The organism is Algoriphagus confluentis, assembly GCF_036245625.1.
Taxonomy (GTDB): domain Bacteria; phylum Bacteroidota; class Bacteroidia; order Cytophagales; family Cyclobacteriaceae; genus Algoriphagus; species Algoriphagus confluentis.
Genome location: NZ_BTPD01000001.1, coordinates 165,807 through 185,842, shown reverse-complemented (window position 1 = coordinate 185,842; position 20,036 = coordinate 165,807). Strand labels below are relative to the sequence as shown.

At 42.4% G+C, this 20,036-nt stretch carries 18 protein-coding genes; 8 read left to right on the top strand and 10 right to left on the bottom strand.

The features are described from left to right. The first annotated feature begins 10 nt into the window (after window positions 1-10). Window positions 11-1,699: an AMP-binding protein gene (locus AAA943_RS00865; protein ID WP_338222350.1), complete on the top strand. Its 1,689-nt coding sequence runs from the start codon at window positions 11-13 to the stop codon at window positions 1,697-1,699. Between the two features lie 141 nt (window positions 1,700-1,840). Next, the gene (locus AAA943_RS00860; protein WP_338222349.1) at window positions 1,841-3,220 is read left to right on the top strand and encodes an MATE family efflux transporter; all 1,380 of its coding nucleotides are present in this window, start codon (window positions 1,841-1,843) and stop codon (window positions 3,218-3,220) included. 35 nt (window positions 3,221-3,255) lie between these two features. On the opposite strand, the gene AAA943_RS00855 is transcribed toward AAA943_RS00860, so the two are convergent. Together AAA943_RS00855 and AAA943_RS00850 are read right to left on the bottom strand one after the other, a co-directional pair. Beyond that, a complete protein-coding gene (locus AAA943_RS00855; protein WP_338222348.1) occupies window positions 3,256-3,570 on the bottom strand; it encodes a hypothetical protein in 315 nt (104 codons plus the stop codon). 247 nt (window positions 3,571-3,817) lie between these two features. Next, window positions 3,818-4,636 (bottom strand): peptidylprolyl isomerase, encoded by an 819-nt coding sequence (locus AAA943_RS00850; protein WP_338222347.1) that lies wholly within the window; start codon window positions 4,634-4,636, stop codon window positions 3,818-3,820. Between the two features lie 96 nt (window positions 4,637-4,732). Between AAA943_RS00850 and AAA943_RS00845 the strand changes: the two genes are divergently transcribed. From AAA943_RS00845 to AAA943_RS00835, 3 genes are read left to right on the top strand one after another with little or no spacing between them, the layout of a single operon-like run. Beyond that, window positions 4,733-5,497: an MlaE family ABC transporter permease gene (locus AAA943_RS00845; protein WP_338222346.1), complete on the top strand. Its 765-nt coding sequence runs from the start codon at window positions 4,733-4,735 to the stop codon at window positions 5,495-5,497. A 5-nt stretch (window positions 5,498-5,502) separates the two neighbouring features. Continuing rightward, on the top strand, window positions 5,503-6,249 hold the full coding sequence (locus tag AAA943_RS00840; protein ID WP_338222345.1) for an ABC transporter ATP-binding protein: 747 nt from the start codon (window positions 5,503-5,505) through the stop codon (window positions 6,247-6,249). Then, a complete protein-coding gene (locus tag AAA943_RS00835; RefSeq protein ID WP_338222344.1) occupies window positions 6,246-7,241 on the top strand; it encodes an MlaD family protein in 996 nt (331 codons plus the stop codon). The genes AAA943_RS00840 and AAA943_RS00835 overlap by 4 nt, the downstream gene beginning before the upstream one ends. Before the next feature lie 47 nt (window positions 7,242-7,288). On the opposite strand, the gene AAA943_RS00830 is transcribed toward AAA943_RS00835, so the two are convergent. The 3 genes from AAA943_RS00830 to AAA943_RS00820 all read right to left on the bottom strand — a co-directional run bounded on the left by AAA943_RS00830 (window position 7,289) and on the right by AAA943_RS00820 (window position 9,685). Further along, a complete protein-coding gene (locus AAA943_RS00830; protein WP_338222343.1) occupies window positions 7,289-7,687 on the bottom strand; it encodes a hypothetical protein in 399 nt (132 codons plus the stop codon). Window positions 7,688-7,773: 86 nt separating this feature from the next. Further along, on the bottom strand, window positions 7,774-8,877 hold the full coding sequence (locus AAA943_RS00825; protein WP_338222342.1) for an alanine racemase: 1,104 nt from the start codon (window positions 8,875-8,877) through the stop codon (window positions 7,774-7,776). 310 nt (window positions 8,878-9,187) lie between these two features. Further along, window positions 9,188-9,685, bottom strand: a complete 498-nt coding sequence (locus AAA943_RS00820) for a hypothetical protein (RefSeq protein ID WP_338222341.1) — start codon at window positions 9,683-9,685, stop codon at window positions 9,188-9,190. Between the two features lie 1,585 nt (window positions 9,686-11,270). Between AAA943_RS00820 and AAA943_RS00815 the strand changes: the two genes are divergently transcribed. Genes AAA943_RS00815 through AAA943_RS00805 form a run of 3 tightly spaced genes read left to right on the top strand, consistent with a single transcriptional unit; the run spans window position 11,271 to window position 14,802 of the window. Next, the gene (locus AAA943_RS00815) at window positions 11,271-12,023 is read left to right on the top strand and encodes an outer membrane beta-barrel protein (RefSeq protein ID WP_338222340.1); all 753 of its coding nucleotides are present in this window, start codon (window positions 11,271-11,273) and stop codon (window positions 12,021-12,023) included. A 5-nt stretch (window positions 12,024-12,028) separates the two neighbouring features. After that, complete coding sequence (locus AAA943_RS00810) at window positions 12,029-14,017, top strand: hypothetical protein (RefSeq protein WP_338222339.1); 1,989 nt, start codon at window positions 12,029-12,031, stop codon at window positions 14,015-14,017. Then, complete coding sequence (locus AAA943_RS00805; protein WP_338222338.1) at window positions 14,014-14,802, top strand: DUF2490 domain-containing protein; 789 nt, start codon at window positions 14,014-14,016, stop codon at window positions 14,800-14,802. Before AAA943_RS00810 ends, AAA943_RS00805 begins: the two co-directional genes overlap by 4 nt. Window positions 14,803-15,004: 202 nt before the next feature. Here AAA943_RS00805 and AAA943_RS00800 read toward each other — a convergent pair whose 3' ends face one another. The 5 genes from AAA943_RS00800 to AAA943_RS00780 form a co-directional block, all read right to left on the bottom strand. Then, a complete protein-coding gene (locus AAA943_RS00800) occupies window positions 15,005-15,589 on the bottom strand; it encodes a hypothetical protein (RefSeq protein WP_338222337.1) in 585 nt (194 codons plus the stop codon). A gap of 372 nt (window positions 15,590-15,961) precedes the next feature. After that, on the bottom strand, window positions 15,962-17,518 hold the full coding sequence (locus AAA943_RS00795) for a glycoside hydrolase family 99-like domain-containing protein (protein ID WP_338222336.1): 1,557 nt from the start codon (window positions 17,516-17,518) through the stop codon (window positions 15,962-15,964). A 58-nt stretch (window positions 17,519-17,576) separates the two neighbouring features. Then, window positions 17,577-18,125 (bottom strand): GNAT family N-acetyltransferase, encoded by a 549-nt coding sequence (locus AAA943_RS00790; protein WP_338222335.1) that lies wholly within the window; start codon window positions 18,123-18,125, stop codon window positions 17,577-17,579. A gap of 18 nt (window positions 18,126-18,143) precedes the next feature. Further along, on the bottom strand, window positions 18,144-18,437 hold the full coding sequence (locus tag AAA943_RS00785; RefSeq protein ID WP_338222334.1) for a phosphoribosylpyrophosphate synthetase: 294 nt from the start codon (window positions 18,435-18,437) through the stop codon (window positions 18,144-18,146). 634 nt (window positions 18,438-19,071) lie between these two features. Beyond that, window positions 19,072-20,034, bottom strand: a complete 963-nt coding sequence (locus AAA943_RS00780) for a transketolase family protein (RefSeq protein WP_338222333.1) — start codon at window positions 20,032-20,034, stop codon at window positions 19,072-19,074. Between the last annotated feature and the right edge of the window lie 2 nt (window positions 20,035-20,036).

Here is a 20,036-nt window from a genome sequence, read left to right as displayed (position 1 = left end):
ACCCAAACCAATGAGCGATTACCCTTGGCTAAAGCAATACCCCGCCGCCGTGGATAAGGAAGTCAATTATCAGGCCTATTCCAGTGTCACGGAGCTGTTTGAAGAAAGTGTAAAGAAATATGGTTCAGCTATTGCCTATGAATGCATGGGCAAAACCATGACATTTGATCAACTCGACCAATTGAGCGCCCAATTTGCCAATTACCTGACTCAGGTACTGAAGCTGGATAAAGGCTCCCGAGTGGCGATTCAAATGCCCAATATCCTGCAATATCCAGTAGTCATGTTTGGTGTATTGAGAGCAGGAATGGTGGTAGTGAATACCAATCCGCTTTACACTCCTTCTGAGATGAAGCATCAGTTTAACGACTCAGGAGCTGATGTGATCGTGATAGTGGCCAATTTTGCAGCCAACCTGGAGAAAATCCAAAATGAAATCTCTGCCAAACATATAATCGTCACCGAATTGGGAGATCTATTGGGAGGACTGAAAGGGACTATCGTCAATCTGGTAGTGAAATATGTGAAAAAAATGGTGCCTCCATTTTCCCTCAAAAACTCAGTCACCTTCAAGCAGGCTATATCCAAAGGTTCCGGATTTACTTTCAAACCGGCTACCTGTACCTTGGCACAACCTGCCTTTTTGCAATATACCGGAGGTACAACAGGAGTCTCCAAAGGAGCGGAATTAACCCATGGAAATATCGTCGCCAATATGCAGCAGATTTCCGCCTGGATGAAACCTCAACTCAAAGAAAGAGAAGAAATCGTGATTACGGCTTTGCCTTTGTATCACATCTTTGCTTTGACTGTGAATTGCTTGGCCATGCTGAAAATTGGAGCGCATAATGTGCTGATTACCAATCCAAGAGATATGAAGGCCTTTATCGGTGATTTAGCTAAAAAACGATTTACTGTCATCACCGGAGTCAATACCTTATTCAATGGACTTCTCAATCAGGAGTCTTTCAAAGGTTTGGACTTCTCCGGATTGAAAATTGCAGTAGGGGGAGGAATGGCAGTACAGCGGGCTACTGCTGAGAAGTGGAAAAGCATCACCGGAGTTCCTCTGGCTGAGGGCTACGGTTTGACAGAAACTTCTCCCGTAGCGACCTGTAATCCCATCGACGGTACCGAGCGAATCGGAACCATCGGAGTACCACTTCCCAATACAGAAGTGATGATCGCCGATGATCAGGGCAATCCTTTGTCAATCGGAGAGCGTGGAGAGATCCTCATCAAAGGACCTCAGGTCATGAAAGGTTATTGGAATCGTCCTGAGGAAACCGCCAATGTTATGCACGGAGAGTGGTTCAAATCCGGAGACATCGGGGTGATGGATGAGGATGGCTTTGTCAAAATCGTGGACCGTAAGAAAGAGATGATCCTTGTGTCAGGTTTCAATGTATATCCCAATGAAGTGGAAGATGCCGTAGCCTCTTGTCCTGGAGTATTAGAAGTAGGGGTAATTGGAATGCCTGACCCTAAGTCAACAGAGAAGGTCGTGGCCTATGTGGTTCAAAAAGACGGTTCCTTAACTGCAGAGAAGGTGATTGCTCATTGCAAAGGTTCGCTAACCAATTACAAAGTTCCTAAGGAGGTTTACTTTACGGATGAGCTGCCTAAGTCCAACGTAGGGAAAATCCTCCGCAGGAAAATCAAAGAAGCCCACATCGAAAAAGTGGGTGAAAATGGATAAACTGAAAAACTAACCTAATCCTAAACTCATAAAACCGCGTTTTCGCGGTTTTTTTGTTTCCTTTGTGCTCTTTGATCAAAAGCAAGTCACTCTAAATCAAATCATACAAAATCTCTAAATCCTATTTTAATTTTTGACTGAATGAACTGGCAGCTTTTTAAAGACGCGATTTTGGGCAAGGAGCAGGATTTTACCCGTCTTTCCCTTCGCACAGCAATTTTCATACTTGCCATACCCATGATTTTGGAGATGATGATGGAGTCGGCCTTTGCAGTGGTGGATATTTTCTTTGTAGCCAAACTGGGAGAGTTTGCCATTGCTACGGTCGGGCTGACCGAATCTGTGATCGTATTGACCTATGCTATTGGATTTGGAATCAGTATGGCAGGTACTGCCTTGGTATCCAGACGATTTGGGGAAAAAGAGTATCATGAGGCGGGCTCTGCCACTTTTCAGCTTTTGATTGTCGGAGGTGTGATTTCCGTCTTTTTGGGAATAGGAGGCTGGATCTTTGCGTCTGATTTATTGACCCTGATGGGAGCGGAGGAAGCCGTAGTAAAATCCGGAACCAACTACGCGAGGATTGTTTTCGCAGGGAATACAGCCATCATGTTGCTTTTCTTGATCAACGGAGCCTTCAGGGGAGCAGGTCAGGCGCATCATGCGATGCGCTCGCTTTGGATCGCCAATGGGCTGAATATCGTGTTGGACCCCCTTTTTATTTTTGGTCTGGGTAGTTGGGATGGATTTGGACTGGATGGAGCAGCGATTGCCACTACCTTGGGGCGAAGTGTAGGGGTGGTCTATCAATTATATCACCTTTTCAATGGAAAGCATCGACTCAAAATCGTCCGGGAAAACCTGAGAGTGAAGTGGGAGACCATCCGTAAGATCATCGATCTGTCCTTGGGCGGGATGGGGCAATTTCTCATTGATTCTCTTTCCTGGGTAGCTTTAACCCGGATGAACGCAGAATTTGGTTCGGCAGCTTTGGCGGGGTATACCATTGCCTTTCGGGTGTTGATTTTTACCATTTTGCCGGCCTGGGGACTTTCCGGAGCAGCAGCTACGTTAGTCGGGCAAAATTTGGGTGCCAAAAAGATGCTGCGGGCCGAGCAGGCCGTTTGGTTGACCACAAGGTACAATGTCATCTTCATGGCCTCTGTCACGGGGATATACCTCCTCTTCAGCAAGCAGTTGGCGGAGATTTTCACAGATATTCCTGAGGTAAGAGATGTTGCAGCCCAAGGGCTTTGGGTCATCGCATTGGGTTACATTTTCTTTGCGGTTGGGATGGTACTCACTCAGGCATTTAACGGAGCTGGAGATACCAAAACCCCCGCTTGGATCAATACGGGGGTACTTTTGGGGATGGAAGTGCCTTTGGCTTATTTTCTGGCTTTTCCTATGGGAATGAAATATCTGGGAATATTCATAGCTATCGCATTTTGTCATTCTTTCCATGCTTTGGTTTCTTATTACTTTTTCCGTCAGGGAAAATGGAAGAAAATGGAGGTATGAAAAAAAGCCTTCCTGCATCTCAGGAAGGCTTTTTGTTATCTGGTAATCAGGTATATCTTGTGATTGTTGTGTTCAAGCAGAAGCTCTGTTTTCTCCAGTAGGACTCCAAATTCCTTTTGGATCTCTTCTCTTTCTCCATAGAATTCGGCTTTTACTTTCAGCTCTTTATCAACCAGGATTATGGTGGGGAATTTCTTATCCAATCCCTCAATTTCCAGCTTGATTTCTACTGATTCGGGTTGGTTGTTGGGTTGATTGGCAAAGGTATTCTGGCTAGTTCCTAAGCTCATTCCCAAAACCAATAGCGCAAACCCTATTTTTTTCAGCATTTCGTTTCGGATGATTTTCATGGTTTAATTCTGTTTGAAATAGTTGGTTAGTAATACTAACTACCTTAACGAAAAGAGAACTTCCGGGTTAATTAATTTTACTTATTTTTAAAATAAAATTCTGTTTACTTTCAATTTTTTAGATAAATTATATAATCAAATGAAGATAATTTTCTTGAATAAAGATTAAAATTCTGTTTTGTAAGAAATTCGGTTAATTAAGATTTCTTCTCTAATCTGGACTTGAATTCAGAAAAAAGTGTGGAAATCAATCCAAGATTTTCATCTGAAGGATCCTTACCTCGGAAAGGGGCCGATCCTGCCGATTGGTCGGAACGGATGCGATGGAGTCGATTACTTCCATTCCCGAAATGACCTCCCCAAATACCGTATAGCTTTGATCCAAATGTGGGCTTCCCCCCAGTTTGCGATAGATTTCTTGGTGCGGGTCAGGGATTTGATAGGCTTCAAATTCTTGGTAATTCTCTGCGATTTGATTCCATTTTGCCTGTAACTGAACCGCAAGGAGCGAATCACGCTGAGCTCTTGCCTGCTCTAGAGAATCCAAGAGCGGTTTGTTTTTCGGATCATTGACTGCATAGTGCCTGGACAAAAACTGATTGATTCTTCCCTGATTATGCCGAAGAAGACTGTCATTTTGGATTTTTCCCTGGACAATGTAAAACTGAGTACTGCTGGAGACTCTTTGCGGATTATTGGTACGTGCAGCTCCGATCGCTCCTTTCTTGTGAAAATACTCCGGTCTGATTTCCGCCGGGAGCGTGTAGGGTAGGTCCGAACTGCCCAATCGGGCTGTAGAATTCGCACTTTTACTTTGGGTATCACCTGTCTGGATCATAAATCCTTCGATAACCCGATGAAAGAGCAAGCTGTCATAAATTCCTTCATTGACCAGTTTGATAAAGTTGTCCCGATGAATGGGAGTCTCGTCGTAAAGGAGTAGGACCATAGTGCCGTAATTGGTCTTCATTTCCACTTTGATCGGGTCAGAATTTATCCGTAGCCATTGAAATTCCAGTGCCAATAGTATTAGTAGGCCACTGAGAAAATTTAGAATTGAGCTCATGATTTACTGATTTATATCAGGGAATTGGGTGATCTTCTTTGGGATTATTCTCCGGCAATCTAGCCAACTTGTCTTAGATCTAAAAAGCGAATTGGCGTGGCAAACAAGGAAAATGCTTTTTTCAAAGAGGTAGGAGAAATCGCGCGATTTACAGCCCGATTCTTCAAGGAAGTCTCCAAGCCCAAGCAGGAATGGGAGGAATTGATTAACCAATGCTACTGGATTGGTTACAAAACCTTTACGCTGGTTGGGATCACCGCATTTATCATGGGTTTGGTATTGACGATTCAGTCAAGACCTACTTTGGTGGAGTTTGGAGCAGAATCCCTCTTGCCCTCGATGGTTTCTGTTTCCTTGGTCAGGGAGATTGCTCCTGTCATTACAGCTTTGATCTGTGCGGGCAAAATCGGTTCAGGAATCGGGGCGGAGTTGGGATCCATGCGGGTGACTGAGCAGATAGATGCCATGGAAGTCTCCGGTACCAATCCATTCAAGTATCTCGTGGTGACCCGGGTTTTAGCTTCCACGGTGATGGTCCCCATTCTGTCTAGCTTAGCTATAGCGATTTCCCTCTATGGTGGGTATTTGGGAGCCAATCTGAAAGGGGACGTTTCTTGGTCTTTGTTTTGGTATCAGGCGTATAAGGTGCTCATTTATGGGGATTTTATCCCGGCCATAGTCAAGACGATCTTCTTTGGATTTGCCATAGGTATTGTGGGTTGCTATAAGGGATATACTTCCCAGAAGGGTACCGAAGGAGTAGGAAGATCAGCTACCACTGCCGTGATCGTAGCTTCTTTGATGGTATTTATTCTGGATTTGATTGCGGTGCAGATTGCTGATGTATTGGGATTGACATGAGTCCTATGGAGAAGGAAAAAGCTATAATTGAAGTAAAAGATCTCAATAAATCCTTTGGGGAAAATCATGTTCTCCGGGACTTTTCTCTTTCTCTTTTTAAAGGGGAAAATTTAGTGATTCTTGGAAAATCCGGTTCCGGAAAATCAGTATTGATCAAATGCATTATCCGGCTTATTGAACCGGACTCTGGAGGGATAATCGTTTTGGATCAGGATATCAGCGAATTGGATCAGGATGAGATGGATAGACTCCGAGCGGACGTGGGTTTTCTCTTCCAAAGCAATGCGCTCTATGATTCGATGACAGTCAGGCAAAATCTGATGTTTCCTCTCAGAAGACACTGGTCTAAAGAAGAACGGGCAGCTAATGCAGAAACTGCTGTAAAAGAAGCTTTGGAGGATGTGGGACTAGCCCATACGATCGATATGATGCCTGCGGAGCTTTCCGGAGGGATGAGAAAGCGAATTGCCCTAGCTAGGACGCTGATTCTCAAGCCTAAAATCATTCTCTACGATGAGCCTACTACCGGCCTTGATCCCATTACGGCCAGAGAAATCAGCGAGTTGATGAACAGTATACAGGCCAAGTACAATACGGCGGCCATTATCATATCCCATGATATGAATTGTATCAAAATGACAGGAAACCGGATCATCATGCTGATTGATGGGAAAAATTATGCGGAAGATCAATTTGAAAATCTATTGAAACACACCGATCCCAAAGTCAGGGATTTCTTTGAAGGACTATGAAAAGCGATAAAAAAATAGACAATACCAAATTGGGAATAATCGTCATTGCCGGGCTGTTGTTTTTGGTTTTTTCCCTCTACATGATCGGAAGAAATCAGAATATTCTCGGCGCATCCATGAATGTCTACGTGGAGCTAAAAGATGTAAATGGCCTCTTACCGGGCAATAATGTCCGCTACAAAGGAATGAATGTAGGTACCGTGGCGGATATCGAAATGCAGGATCCCGAGCTGATTCGAGTTCGGCTGTTGATCAAGAAAACCATGGCTCCCTATATTATGGACAATTCCCGAACGACGATCAACACGGATGGACTGATGGGAAACAAAATCATTCATATCCATCCTCAGGAAGGTCACGGAAATCCAATCGAGGAAGGGGTAGTCCTCTATCCTTTGGATCAGGTGGGCACAGAAGATATGCTCAAAAAGCTCAATGATTCGGGTGATTATCTGGAAAGAACCTTGATGAACCTATCTGAAATTACTGACAAACTCAATGAGAATGAGGTGCTTTGGAAATTCATTTCTGATTCACTCTTAATTTCCGAGGTGAAGAATGCCGTTCGTTCATTTACTCAGGCCGGAAGCAATGCCGCTGAAATGGCAAAGGCAGGAAAAGAACTATTGCAGGAGATTGAAAGTGGAGATGGATTGACCTCTGCATTGATTTCAGATTCCTTACTGACTGAAAGTGTCGAACGTACAATCACGCAAATGGAATCTACCACCCAAGAAGCCAATCAGGCACTTCAGCAAGTCAGGCTTCTGCTCAAAGATGTGCAAGAGGGGCAGGGGACGGTCGGAATGTTGATGAAGGATTCTCTATTTCGGGAAACTTTGATTCAGACCATGATCAATCTGGAGCAGAGTACGGAGAGCTTCAATACCAATATGGAGGCGATGCGGTCCAATTTTCTGTTCAGAAAATATTTCAAAAAGCAGGAAAAGGCCCAAAAAAAGGCCGAAAAGGCCAAAGAGAAATCCAATTAATCAAAAAAAACTCCGGGTTGTGCCCGGAGTTTTTGATTTGGTTAGGGCTAGAAGGCTAAGGCCGCCAGCCCAAGTTTGGATTTGAGTGGGTTGATCCCTTTGAGGACGCTGCCCAAGTATTTATCTGCCAAGCCACTTCCCAAAAGATTGGTAAGGAATCCCATGCGCTTATTTTTCAAGTCTAGAATACTCGCTTTTTTCTGATCATCCGATCCGGATCCACCGGTGATTTTGAACAATTGGTCCACAAAGGACTTGTTGTTGGCTTTGAGCTTGGTGGTTTGGTCACCGGTCAGATTAAGACCTGAGGTATTATCTAAGATGCCAAGAACCTGCTTGGAGAGGTCAGCTCCACCTACATTGGGGATTTTTGGAACCTGAGCTTGAGCTGAGATTACTACTCCGAAAAGGAAAAGTAAGAGGGAGAGAGTTTTTAAATTTTTCATAGTTAAAACTTTTAAAGAGATTCTAAAATAAGGATTACAATCCAGAAGTAATGATGTCAATGTTCATATTAGCCAAAATAAAAGAATTATTGGCAGCCTTCCGCATGGTCAATCCATTTGCCATCCAAGCTCAGATAGCCTCCCATGCAATCGGCAGTCATGCAGGAGTGGATAGGTAAAATTCCTATCAAATCCCCAATCTGAACCTGATTCAAGAGGGTAGAAGATGCCTTAACGATCCCGTGTTCTTGGGAAATACTTTTCAGGTAAGACCGTTCAGGCAGAAGGGACCATCCCTTTTCAAGAAGTGAGACCACTTCTCCAAAATTTTTATTGCCTGAAGAATCCAATAAGACATCTTTGGCGAGATGCACTCCACCTCCATGAACCAATATTTCCCCTCTTTCCCGATTAATATCCACCACAGGCACAGCTAAACACACAGCGATATCTTCCTTGGAGCAGCTACCCAGTTCCGCTTGCATGAGGTCAAAAAAGACAAAATTCCCCGGCCCAAGTTCATCCACATCTCCAAATTCCTCCATGACTGCACAACCCGGAGTATCTCCCAGTCGGGTGACCAAGTCCGGAAATTCGCTGCTGTATTTGGTTTTGAGCATAATCAGCGCGTCTATACTCTGTTGGTAAATCTTTTTCTTGTCAGGAGTATAGTAGGTATGGCCCGGGTGGAGATAAAATCCCCGAAACTTCAACTTATCGGTGGATTTGGCTATTCTCAAGATTTCCTCAATAGTGCCAAAGTCTGATACATGAACTCCCGTTCTTCCATATCCAGCGTCGATTTCAATAAAAAAACCCACAGGTTGGGTAAGTTGATCTGCTAGTTTTTGAGCAGTTACCGGACTGACAATCTGGACTGAAAGTGATTGATTGACAGCCAAAGTATCCAGTTTTTTGATTTCCCGGATATTGAATGGAAAGGCTATATGGATGGTATCCCAACCTTGACCGCAGAGATATTCGGCAAGCTTGATGGAAGAGGCGGTGACTTCTCTGATCCCGTAGTCTTTTGCCCAATTTCCTATTTGATTGGATTGGGCTGTTTTCCAATGGGGCACCAGTTTCTTTCCCTGAGCAGCTGCCTTGTCAGCCATTCGTTTGATGTTGGTTCGAGTGATTTTTTCGTCAATAAGAAGAGTAGGAGAGGTGATTTGGTCTAAATAGGACATAAGGTCAAGGTTGGATTCGGAATATAGGCGGTGTTGCCATCATTTTCAAAAGAATTGGTTCAAACGTCAAATGAAAGCCGAAACCCAAAGCGAGGAATACGCTCATTCTCTGCTTAGGAGATTCGGCTCAGATTAGTCGCAGAGAGATGGGGAAATCAGCTTGCTGTTCATTAACAAGGTTGGCCGATTTGTAACTTGGCGGTTTAAAACAATGGGAAATTGCAAATAAACTTTAGAGCTAAAGTCGCTTCGATCTTGGGTCCCATCTACAGAAGGAAAGATCCAAACCGGCAGGATTTCGGACAATCCATTATTTAAATAACCCTTTACCCATATTCATCAGTCCTCCAAGGTCCATACCTCGGTCTTTTCCTCCTCCGAGTAGAGAACCCAGAATGTCTGCTCCTCCAGTCCCCGGTCCGCCTTGAAGGGCTTTGACCACCGAGTTCATGATGTCCTCGTTAGCTTGAGGCGCGTCATTTACTCTTTGGTTGAAGAAGTTCATCAGCATAGGTAAGGCGGTTTTGGCCAGATTTATGGCCTGGTCACTACTGATACCAAGTTTGTCCATCAGTCCAGAGGACAAATCACCTGCAAGATTTTGAATCACAGGACTCTGGGGATCCGTATCATTTCCCGAAAACATCTCTTTGATGGCAGAGACATCACCTGATTGAGTTTTGTTTTTCAAAAGAGAGCCTAAGGTGTCCTCAATGGCTCTTGAAGCACCGGGGGTGCTGTTCATTCCTGACTGAGAAAGCAGGTCCTGCAAGGGTCCGTCAGCCATTTTCAATAATTGATCGATCATATGCTTAAAAGTTAATTTGTAATAAAAATCCAAATTCCGTAGACCAATTCCAATCAAATGGGGCGATTAGGTAAAAAATCCTAAAGATTTAATGTTAAGTTTTTAAGTTTTGCCAAAAACTTAACATACTTTCTTGGAATGTTATGCTAAGTTCAATTTAATATTACCGAAATATTAATCAAATCAAGCTTGAATGAAATTAGCCTTTATTCTGATTGCAGGTTCATTGGTTTTGACCGAATTGATCAGGAGATGGATGAAAGTAAAGAAATAATGGTAAAAGTTGGTTTATCAATCGATCGGTGAGGATTTTCTATCCGGTCAAAAAGGCGCAGTTTGTTGAATTGCGCCTTTTTTACTTCATCTTGTCAGGTTTTAAATCCGTTTTTCCAAAAATATGGCTAATATAAATATTCTTCAAAGCCTGTACTTAGTATATCTATTTTTGGGTATGATCTAGCTATTCCTATTTCATCCCTTGTTTTTTTGCAATCCTCCGATGATTATACTGTGGACTTTAGGATTTGAAATCATTCAAAGAGTAGATTTGGCAAGGTTTTAGAAAAAGGGGTGGGATGAAATTAAAACTAATTTCTCTGCTATTTCTATTTTTTACATCCTTTGGGTCATTGCAACAGGAAAGTAGGTGGATCAAAGGGAATGAAGATTCCCACTCCAAACCAGAAAAGCACCAATATTCAGATTTTTTGCAGGATGTAGGGGAGGTATCCGCTCACCAACTTGTGCATCTTCCACTTCCAAACCGAGGGTATTACTTCCATAATTTTTTTCCCACAAGGCTCGATCAAAAATGGTTTTTTAGCCTTCAAAATGAACTCTTTACGGACTCTCTACGTCTGAAATATACGTGCAAATACAAGGCACAGGAGGAGTCCTTTTTCAAAATACCTGAAAATCAATACCTTACCCAACGTGTTGTTTCGAACGTTGATTCGGTTTGTCCATCGGGTAATGCTAATTCTTCTGATCTTCGGATATGGATTGATCTAAAGAGTTTTCCTCAGCACTTGGTTTGGACTTTCTGCCTAAGGGCAAATTCAAATGATAGCATTAAGTTAAATGGTATTTCTATTGCCAACTTTCTTTCAGCAGCTTCACCCAAATAATTGAACCACCCAGGCGGTCCTAACCTAGGATAGCACCTGATTCAATCCCTTATGAGTCAAATTGATCAATTTTCTTCACTTGATAAAAATGCAGAATTGGTAGATCTTCCCCATGGGTTGCCTTGGCGCTTTGCCAAATCCACTTTTCCACCCAAGAAAGAACTCCAGACTATTGAAAACCTTCACTTGTTTTTTTTCGGAAAGCCTGTTCTTGGTAGTTTAACTACCGGAAAAGATTCAGTATCCTTCCTGCAGAATTCTTTGGCCATTTCAGAGACTTTTGAATCTGCACCTGACCAACTTATTTTGCATTCAAATACAATTGATTCAGATCTGCTTTCTCATCAGCCAACGGATATCCAATCCCCCAATCCATTCGAAAAGAGGCTGAATCGAATGAAGCATGCACTTCCCAGCACAAAAGATCACTTCCACCAAACAAAAAAATTGCTATTACTATGAGAATTTTGAGCCTTGCATCTCCATGTAAGAAATCCATGGACGATGGTTTTGCCTGTTTGGATTCAAGGGGATCAAGGAAAATATTGATTTTGGCGGTGTTTTTTTTGGCAATAAATACTTTGCATGCTCAGGAAAATGGATCCGACAGTTTGACTTTTTCTTCCCTGAACAAATCCAGCTTGTCATTTATACTCGATGACACCTACCTGATCGGAGGAGTTAATTCCTCGGGAATTTATTATAGTAACAGTTTTAGGGATTTATCTTATCGGCCAGGCTTTTCATTTGGCCTGGAGCAATACTTTCCCCTGAAAGGGAAAGTGTTCTTAAGCTCGGGGTTTAATTTCAGTCAAAGGAATTTTTCGTATTTGAAAAATCAACCTGGAATCGATGTAAGTAACTTTTACCTGGACCTCCCGATTACTGCTGCCATTGAATTGCCGATTATGAGAGATCTTGATTTTCGGATTTTTTTCGGGGCAGTGATTGCTTTCCGGCTCAATTCAAAAATCAATGGTGATTACGATGCTGTGTTGAATCAAAATCCCGATGCATTTATTTATGAAAGCAGTGATTTTCATTCAGGAGATTTTGGGTGGCATTTTGGATTGAGTGCAGAGTATAAGAGAGTTTTATTCAGACTTCGTTCCTACTCAGGATTTGTAAAGTTTGATAATAAAGATCAAGGGATGATTAGCTCATTTAATTTTGAAGTAGGGTATTTCTTATTCAGAAGTATGAAAAAATGATCAGAATGAAAATAAAAAAATATTGTCTAAGTGTCGTGTCAATTTTTGTCTTTTTCACTGTCCAAGCTCAAACAAAGCTAGATGAAACCACTTCGTTTGGAATTTATTCAGGCAGTGAAAAAATAACTCTTGTCGAGAATGATAATGTTCAATTCAGAGATGGAAATTACTTGTTCACTTCCGAATTAATTCCCCTAGTTGATAAGGATATTGTTGTTTTGAAGGATTTGTTAATCAACGGTACTTACTTAAAGAATGAAAAAAACGGAGTCTGGAATTATAAGTACAATACCTATATACTGGATGATTTAAGTGTAAAGCGTACGTTGAACGCCGCCCTGCAACATAAGCTGAATGGAATCGAGGAGGAGTTTAAAATCAGTTACTCTGATGGAAATTTTAATGGAAGTTCAACCTTTTCTCAAAGAAATATTTCCAATGGACGGTTTGAAAATCCAAGTATTCTGGCAGAAATCGAATATGTAAACGACACCCTAGTTGGTGGTTTTGAGATAGTATTTGATGGAGTCGAGATCAAAGGTGAAACGGATAATAGGGGTTATTTAAACAATACCTTATACCTGATTTATAGCGTGGATGGTCTTCCTGTTTTGGAGACAAGGAAATATCAAAATGGATTCTTATTGGAGCTTGAAAAAAGAAATCCAGCTACTGATGAACTGCTCCTGACTATCCTTTATGATGATGTAAAACAAATGCTTTCCCAACTTGAAAGAAATGAAGAAAATTTGGATTTCGAAATTTCTGATGATTTTTTTGGATTAAAATTTAATATAGGATATCAGCAGACAGACAAAAGAGTGACAGAGCAACTTCCCGGCAATGATGTCCTTGAAAAATACTTGTACCTATTCGATTCTATTCATAACAACAATTCTAAAGAAAATCAGAAAAGAAGTATATTGAAGTTCACCAATAGGTTTCATTTTCCTTCTAAATCTGTAGAAGATTCACTCGCCCTTAAATATTCGAAGGAAAATAAGATGCTCAGTGAAAAGATTGTTGAGAACATTAACAAACCAAATATTGTATTAAGAAAAAATAATTCAGACACCTTATTCCAGCAGTATCAGGTGTTGATTCATATAAAGAGTAAAACCGATACCATTCAGCAAGTATTGGATAAAATTAACTCGGGTTATTTCGACAATCGGTCAATAGATAAATATTATTCGGATGGGATTCCTGGCTTAAGTGAGATCGATACCATTCACTATAATTTCGGCGAAGATACGCTCGCATTACCCTTCCGCATTGACCGGAGGATCGTAAATTCAGATAGCTTGATCTTTCAAATTGGAAATTATATTGGGGCTTTGGACGAAAAAACAACTGCTACTATCCAAAAACTTTCCCAATCTCTTACCATTTACGAAAATCAAGAGAAAATTGATAGTTTGGACCGGGTAATTTCTTCCCTGGAATTGAACCTTAAAAATAAATATCCCCAAAATTTACAGTTGACCGAAGAGGATTTGTCAAAAACTTCTTTCTCCTACAGGGTATACCATAGTCTGAATGAGCGGTTTTTGACAGAGATGAACAATAAGTATATCAATAACTCGCTTCCGCAGGAAGAAATGATCACTTTAGGAAGTTCCCTTATTTGCTATTACTCATTTCTTGATTCCAATAAATTTTATCTCGACAAGGTGAGTACCATGCAAAAATATTGGAGTGACAGCCTATTTACTGTTTATCGTGACAATCCATTCGATTTCAGAAAATTGGAAACGCCGATTTTAGAAGGTGTGGAACATGCTTCCACTATCCTGCTAAGGCAGTATGCCAACCAATTGCTTAATGCAAAGAGCTGTGAGCAGATTGAAGCCGAGCTAGACAAGATTGTGCGGCTCAATGAACGAATTGAATTTTTGGTAAAAAATCAGGACTCACAAAATGTACAACAATTGAATAAGGCTTTGAGAAGAGAACGGGTGGCCAACAGAATTGAAAGATTATTGGAGCTATGAGAAAGTGTTTATTGATTTTTACCTTGATAGTGTTGCCATTCATTTCATCAGCTCAGGAAGCTGAAAATTTGGATAATCGAATTCTCTATACCAAATGGTATCTAGCTGATTTTTTCAATGATTCTACCAAGTGGGCTTGGGAACTTGATGTGGTCTACAGAAGACAAAGTGAACTTGGAGAAAATGATTTTTGGTCAAATCCTTTGCGTTACAGTGTCAGACCTTGGATAGCCTACCAATTTACCAAACTGACCCGAGTCAGCCTGAACCCAATAGGTATTTTCAATTCTGCCCCTAGATTCCCCTTGGAGTCAGATTTGGATCGGCCTTTTGAAAGAGAGTTGAGGACCACTTTGCAAATAAATAATTATGCCAATTATGGAAGGTTTAATTTCACCCATCGTCTGAGGTTCGAGTCAAGGTGGAGGGGAATAGACAATCCGGAGGGAGTCCAACACAATTTTAGATTTAGATATCGAATCAGACTTAGAACTCCTTTGAACACGGATTACTTTTACAAAAACAATACTTTGTATATTTCCAATTACCATGAAGTTCATGTGGAGTTTGGAAGAGACTATGGAACAAATTATCTCTCCCAAAACCGGAATTTTGTCGGACTTGGATATAGATTTTGGGATTGGACTCGGGTAGAATTAGGGTATATCTACCAATTCAATACCAGATCAAACAATACCCAAGTTGATGTGAGCCGAGGACCTATGTTTTATCTGTTTTTGGATGTCTTAAGCAGAAACCAAAGGAAGTATAAATATTCCTTTTAAGATGGATGGAAATGAATAATGCCATACGATGGTCTTAGTCTTGATTTTCCTATAAAGAAAAAATGAATTTTGTTCTCCCATTTCTGAAAAGCTGAAAGAGAAAGCCCTTAAAACCACCACATGCTGTACTAGAGCCTGCATTAGGAATGAAAATTTTTAATTTCTTACTATTCGCACAGCTTGTCCCAGTGTTCTTCAGGGATTAATTCCAACCCAATTTCAGGCGATCAAGGACCTGTAAGGGGAGAACTTTCTCCAAAAAAGGATCCTTGGCATGATATTCCAAAAAGAAAACCTGATCTCCGGAACTGGAAGCTATGAGGGTATTTTTCAAATCAATGTAAAAAAGCCCTGAATCCCGGTCAAAAGCCACTTCCTGACCTTGGTAATTCTGCTGAAAACCCTGGAATAATTCGCGGATTTCCCTTTCTGAATCAAATAGTTCAGGTGCAGGACGAATCTGCATAATCAGGGAATAGTCTATAGGGATGTAGCTGGTATCTGCATGGATCAATTCCTTTTTGATACTCGTAATCCTCGGCTCAATAAAGGTGATCTGAAGGCCTTGCTGATTGTCCATCTGCCTGTAAACCTGCAGAAGGAGCTCCTTGGGGACCTGTAGAAAATACTTGGGATTGACCATATTGATCAGCGTGTTCCAGTCCTTGGTTTCCATGGCCCGGAGATAGCGTAAGGTTTCGCTTTCCACTGCTGTTTTTTCCTGCTGTCCCATACTGGTGAGTGGCAGGCAAAGCAGGGCAAATAGAAGTAGCAGTTGATTTCTCATGGATTTTGGGCAGCTTGGCCAGTCTGATTTAGTTAAAATCCCCGGAATAAAGAAGACTTGGAAGAAAATTGAACAGAAAAGGGAAGGAATAAGGGGAGATTTTTGGAGTAATTTTTCAATAAAGCAAGTTTTAAATTCAGATTTTCCGCAATCCTGCCAGTTACCGAATTTTATATGGTTTCACCTTGGCATCGCTCGGTGACCGTTTGTTTTCTAGGTTGGAGAGGGGAGAAAAAAGGGGCGCATCCCCTTTTTTCTCCCCTTCCATAATTACCTCCAAACCCGGAGGCCGAGCCCGGTCACTGAGCTTGTCGAAGTGTCGAGGCTATTTTGATCTACTGGTATCATTGCGAATAATCCAATATTAAATAATCACTTTTCAAAAACCTCCCGGATGGCTTCCAAATAATCAAATCCGTGCCCTTCGGTGGGTTCAATGTAATTGCCTTCTAGATACTCGTTCCAACAGCAAATCATGACCGTGTTTCCATTGGTAGGGCGGTATTTTCTGGAAACTTGCTGGGCTTCTTTCAATTTGGCCGTGAAGCTGGATTTATCACTGTGCACCTTATCCTTGTAGGGCTCGGAAGGGAATCCGCTTTGCTGAGGCCAAGTACCTCCCGCGGGCCGCATATCCCAACCCATGGCTACCGGAACCTGATATTCAAAATCAGGATCAGCTGCAAATTTCTCACTCCACATCTTCCAATGTCCCCGGTAGGTCTCCCGCATATCGGAGTAGGAGCGGTTGTCTTTTTCCAAAAAGTTGTGATATACATAGGCAGTCATTCCTTCAAAGCCCATGGATTTTAGTCTTGGAACATATTCTTGGAGCAACATCTTTTTTTGGTATTCTCCACCTTCCCAAGGGCGTATGGGGTTTTTGGCTTTCCAAAGGGTAGGAAGTCCATAGCTTCGCTCTCGCTCCAGCATAGGGCCTGCGGTCACCGCGATGAATTTAATTCCCGGAAGCTTGGCTTTTTTGGCTACAGCTTGGGAAAGGTCCAAGAGATCTTTTAGACCCAAGCCATAAAAAGCAGCTCTCGACTCGGCATCCTGAGGGAAGTAGAAATAGACTATGGGTCTGCCATCTTCATCTCTGAGGTAATCTCCCCGACTGAAATACTGATCGATCCAGAGTTGGGTGATTTTTTCGTGGACTTTCAGATACAATTCTTTATCCGGCTTTTCGCCCTCGTAATTCGCTTTTCGGGCCAATTCATCCGGAGCGCCTACTTTCAGCCACAGCATCCACCGCTCATGACTGTCGTCACACCAGTTGATTGCAAACTTCATCTGCTGCTCTTTGGGAAGCTTGGCATTTTCTGCCAAAAGGACTTCCAATTGGTCGCCCCATTCTACCAAACCGGGCACCGCCACTCTTCCGTCCCGATTGGTGTCGATCTTCCAGCCTTGAGGGTAGTAGATTTTGGATTGGGGACCAAAGTACAGGTGGTAGTAATAGTGCCTTCCAAAAAACCAATCGTAAGCGAAGAAGTCGATTCCATATTCCTTCATGTACTGAAGTTGCTTTCGTGCCACTTCAGGATCGGTTCGTTTGTAGAATCCTTTCAGTTCTTTGATCGGTTTGCGATCCAGATAGGGTCCTTCGTAGGGGTATCTCGCATTGTAAACTCTTCCTTTGGGTCCCCAAATTCCTGTATTCTGAAGGCTAGCGCAGTTTTTTGGATCCTGAAGGCAGGACCAAAAGCTGTCCCGATCCACATTGGGGTCAGGGGATGTATTCCAAGACGGCATAAAATAAACTCCTACCTGTTCCTTCGATTCATTTTGGCTATTTGTAGGCAGACTAGCCAAGGGATTCAGACTGGAAGAAAGGTAGCTGCTTTGGGTAGTGCTAGCTTTTTGGCAGGAAGCCGAAATAAGGGCAACAAAGAAAAAGGCCCACATTTGAAAAATCCGATTCATAAGACTTAGTTTAAATTACTTTAGCTCAAGATAAAAAAATGCAGGAAATCCCTTGGCTTTAGGATAGGTCTTTCTTCATAATTAAAATCTCCCGGTATTCCGGAAAAATCCGCTCAAAATCAAGCGTATAGGCCAAGACCTTCTCAAAGCCCATTTTTTCATAAAAGCGTTTGGCTTGGGGCTGACAATCCATGCATTCCAGCCAAATGGCCGCCAAACTCTTTTCTTTGGCTTCCCTTTCGCAGTAATTCATCAATTCTTGTGCAATCCCTTGCCCATAAGCATCGGGATGAAGGTAAAGCCGATGAAGCTTCATCGCATTGGGAATGTCCACTTCTCTGGGAGAAAAAGGATAATCGTATTTCAAAATGCCGACTTTTCTTTCTTTCCATTCCACAAAGAAATAGTGGGTTCTCTCCCGGGAAAGTTCTTTTCTCAAGGTATGCCGATTGTAAATCAGGTTGACATACCAATCTCCTCCATCTTCCCAAACGTATCGATAGGGGGTCTTGTATACCTCATCCATGAGCGTAAAAAGCAGGGGTTGGTCTTCCGTTTGAATGCGTTTTAAGAAGAGGTTATCGGTGAGAAAAAGCGGTTGTTCCATGCCCGAAAATAGAAAAACCTACTTAAATTTTTCCATCAAATCGTCTGTCATATCATCGGAATAGACTCCATAGGAATTGACGACAACTCCCTTGATTTTTCCATCCAGAGATGATATGGCATATAATATTGCTTCATCGGAGGGATTCGTGTTTCCTTCGAATCGAAAGGTCTCATCTACTTCAAATTGAGACGGGAGCAGGCAGATATCACCGCAGATCAAACTGTCAAATCGGATATTGAAATCTTCGGTGTAGCCTTCTTTTCGGAGTTTTTCGAGAATTTCGACGAGAGTGGGTTCGTAGTTTGGCATTTCTATAATATTTCAGTGTCATTAAAATTTACAAAGAAAAAAGGGGTAAAAAGAAAAAACCACAGACTTTTTGGCCTCCTCTGGGAGTAGAAAGAATATGATTAGGTCTAGGTGTAGATTGCCTGCCCTGAAAACCGGCCTCTCGCTAAAAAGCTTTACAAAAGCTTTTTCTGACGCTCGATCCAATCTTTCTATCAAACCAAATTTGTAATTTGCTTTAGAAAAAGGAAGGTACCAAAATGAGCCAATTGCATCCCGAACTATCGGGATGGTAAAAATATAAGGGTGAATTTGCAAACTTCACCCAGCACCAAACTGAACTTCAGAGGTGCTGAGAAGATACTACGCCTAGGGGGGGGCAACATGCTCCGGAATCCTAACGGAAATCCCGCTTTGGGAGGTCAACATCCGCCTGAAGACACTTTCTCCTTCCAAAATTATTCCGGAATTAGGGGGTCAATATGCTCTGGAATATCCACCAGCTTTTCCAAAATTAGGAATTGGTTATAAAAAAGAAAATCCTGCTTCAGGAGAAGCAGGACATCATTTATTTTGCAAGAAGGCCTTTGCGTTTCTCTGCGCTCTTTGCGGTGAAAAAGAAAAACCTTCGAGTACGCCGCGGCGCACTCATAGGTTACTTCCTCGCCAAAGCTCTTTTAACGGCCTTCACGATATTTTCGGCATTCAGGCCATACTTTTCAAGCAATTGAGTTGGAGTGCCGGACTCGCCAAAGCTGTCATTTACACCCACATACTCCAAAGGAGCGGGGTTGTGACGAGCCAAAGTTTGAGCAATGCTGTCTCCCAAGCCACCGTTGATCTGATGCTCTTCGGCTGATACCGCGCAACCGGTCTTTTTCACCGATTCCAAGATCGCTTCTTCATCCAAAGGTTTGATCGTGTGAATGTTGATGACCTCGGCATGGATTCCTTCTTCGCGAAGCATGGCTTCTGCTACCACTGCTTCCCATACCAAGTGTCCGGTTGCGAAGATGGTCACATCTTTTCCGTCGATCATTTTCCAGGCTTTCCCGATCTCAAACTTCTGATCTGCAGGCGTGAAGATAGGCCAGCTTGGTCGTCCAAATCTCAAATACACCGGACCTTCATGTTCCGCAATTGCTAAGGTCGCGGCCTTGGTTTGGTTGTAGTCGCAAGGGTTGATTACGGTCATATGCGGGAGCATTTTCATCATGCCCAAATCCTCCAAAATCTGATGAGTCGCCCCGTCTTCTCCAAGCGTCAAACCTGCGTGAGAAGCACAGATTTTCACGTTTTTGTCGGAATAGGCTATGGATTGGCGGATTTGATCATATACCCGACCAGTGGCAAAGTTGGCGAAAGTGCCTGCGAAAGGAATTTTTCCTCCCAAGGTCATCCCCGCTGCCAAGCCAATCATATTCGCTTCGGCAATTCCAGTCTGGAAAAAGCGATCCGGAAATTCCTTCTGGAAATCGCCCATTTTCAGGGAACCGATCAAGTCCGCACAAAGGCCGACCACATTGGGGTTTTTTCTTCCTGCTTCGAGGAAACCGTCACCAAAACCGGAACGGGTATCTTTTTTTTCTGTATAGGTAAATTTTAAGTCTAAGCTCATCT

Bases quoted from the DNA above. Each gene is read 5' to 3' on its own strand.
- AAA943_RS00780 (WP_338222333.1), bottom strand. From the start codon at position 20,034: ATGAGCTTAGACTTAAAATTTACCTATACAGAAAAAAAAGATACCCGT.
- AAA943_RS00835 (WP_338222344.1), top strand. From the start codon at position 6,246: ATGAAAAGCGATAAAAAAATAGACAATACCAAATTGGGAATAATCGTC.
- AAA943_RS00785 (WP_338222334.1), bottom strand. From the start codon at position 18,437: ATGCCAAACTACGAACCCACTCTCGTCGAAATTCTCGAAAAACTCCGA.
- AAA943_RS00820 (WP_338222341.1), bottom strand. From the start codon at position 9,685: ATGATCGATCAATTATTGAAAATGGCTGACGGACCCTTGCAGGACCTG.
- AAA943_RS00800 (WP_338222337.1), bottom strand. From the start codon at position 15,589: ATGAGAAATCAACTGCTACTTCTATTTGCCCTGCTTTGCCTGCCACTC.
- AAA943_RS00840 (WP_338222345.1), top strand. From the start codon at position 5,503: ATGGAGAAGGAAAAAGCTATAATTGAAGTAAAAGATCTCAATAAATCC.
- AAA943_RS00860 (WP_338222349.1), top strand. From the start codon at position 1,841: ATGAACTGGCAGCTTTTTAAAGACGCGATTTTGGGCAAGGAGCAGGAT.
- AAA943_RS00865 (WP_338222350.1), top strand. From the start codon at position 11: ATGAGCGATTACCCTTGGCTAAAGCAATACCCCGCCGCCGTGGATAAG.
- AAA943_RS00815 (WP_338222340.1), top strand. From the start codon at position 11,271: ATGAGAATTTTGAGCCTTGCATCTCCATGTAAGAAATCCATGGACGAT.
- AAA943_RS00790 (WP_338222335.1), bottom strand. From the start codon at position 18,125: ATGGAACAACCGCTTTTTCTCACCGATAACCTCTTCTTAAAACGCATT.
- AAA943_RS00850 (WP_338222347.1), bottom strand. From the start codon at position 4,636: ATGAGCTCAATTCTAAATTTTCTCAGTGGCCTACTAATACTATTGGCA.
- AAA943_RS00810 (WP_338222339.1), top strand. From the start codon at position 12,029: ATGAAAATAAAAAAATATTGTCTAAGTGTCGTGTCAATTTTTGTCTTT.
- AAA943_RS00805 (WP_338222338.1), top strand. From the start codon at position 14,014: ATGAGAAAGTGTTTATTGATTTTTACCTTGATAGTGTTGCCATTCATT.
- AAA943_RS00830 (WP_338222343.1), bottom strand. From the start codon at position 7,687: ATGAAAAATTTAAAAACTCTCTCCCTCTTACTTTTCCTTTTCGGAGTA.
- AAA943_RS00825 (WP_338222342.1), bottom strand. From the start codon at position 8,877: ATGTCCTATTTAGACCAAATCACCTCTCCTACTCTTCTTATTGACGAA.
- AAA943_RS00795 (WP_338222336.1), bottom strand. From the start codon at position 17,518: ATGAATCGGATTTTTCAAATGTGGGCCTTTTTCTTTGTTGCCCTTATT.
- AAA943_RS00855 (WP_338222348.1), bottom strand. From the start codon at position 3,570: ATGAAAATCATCCGAAACGAAATGCTGAAAAAAATAGGGTTTGCGCTA.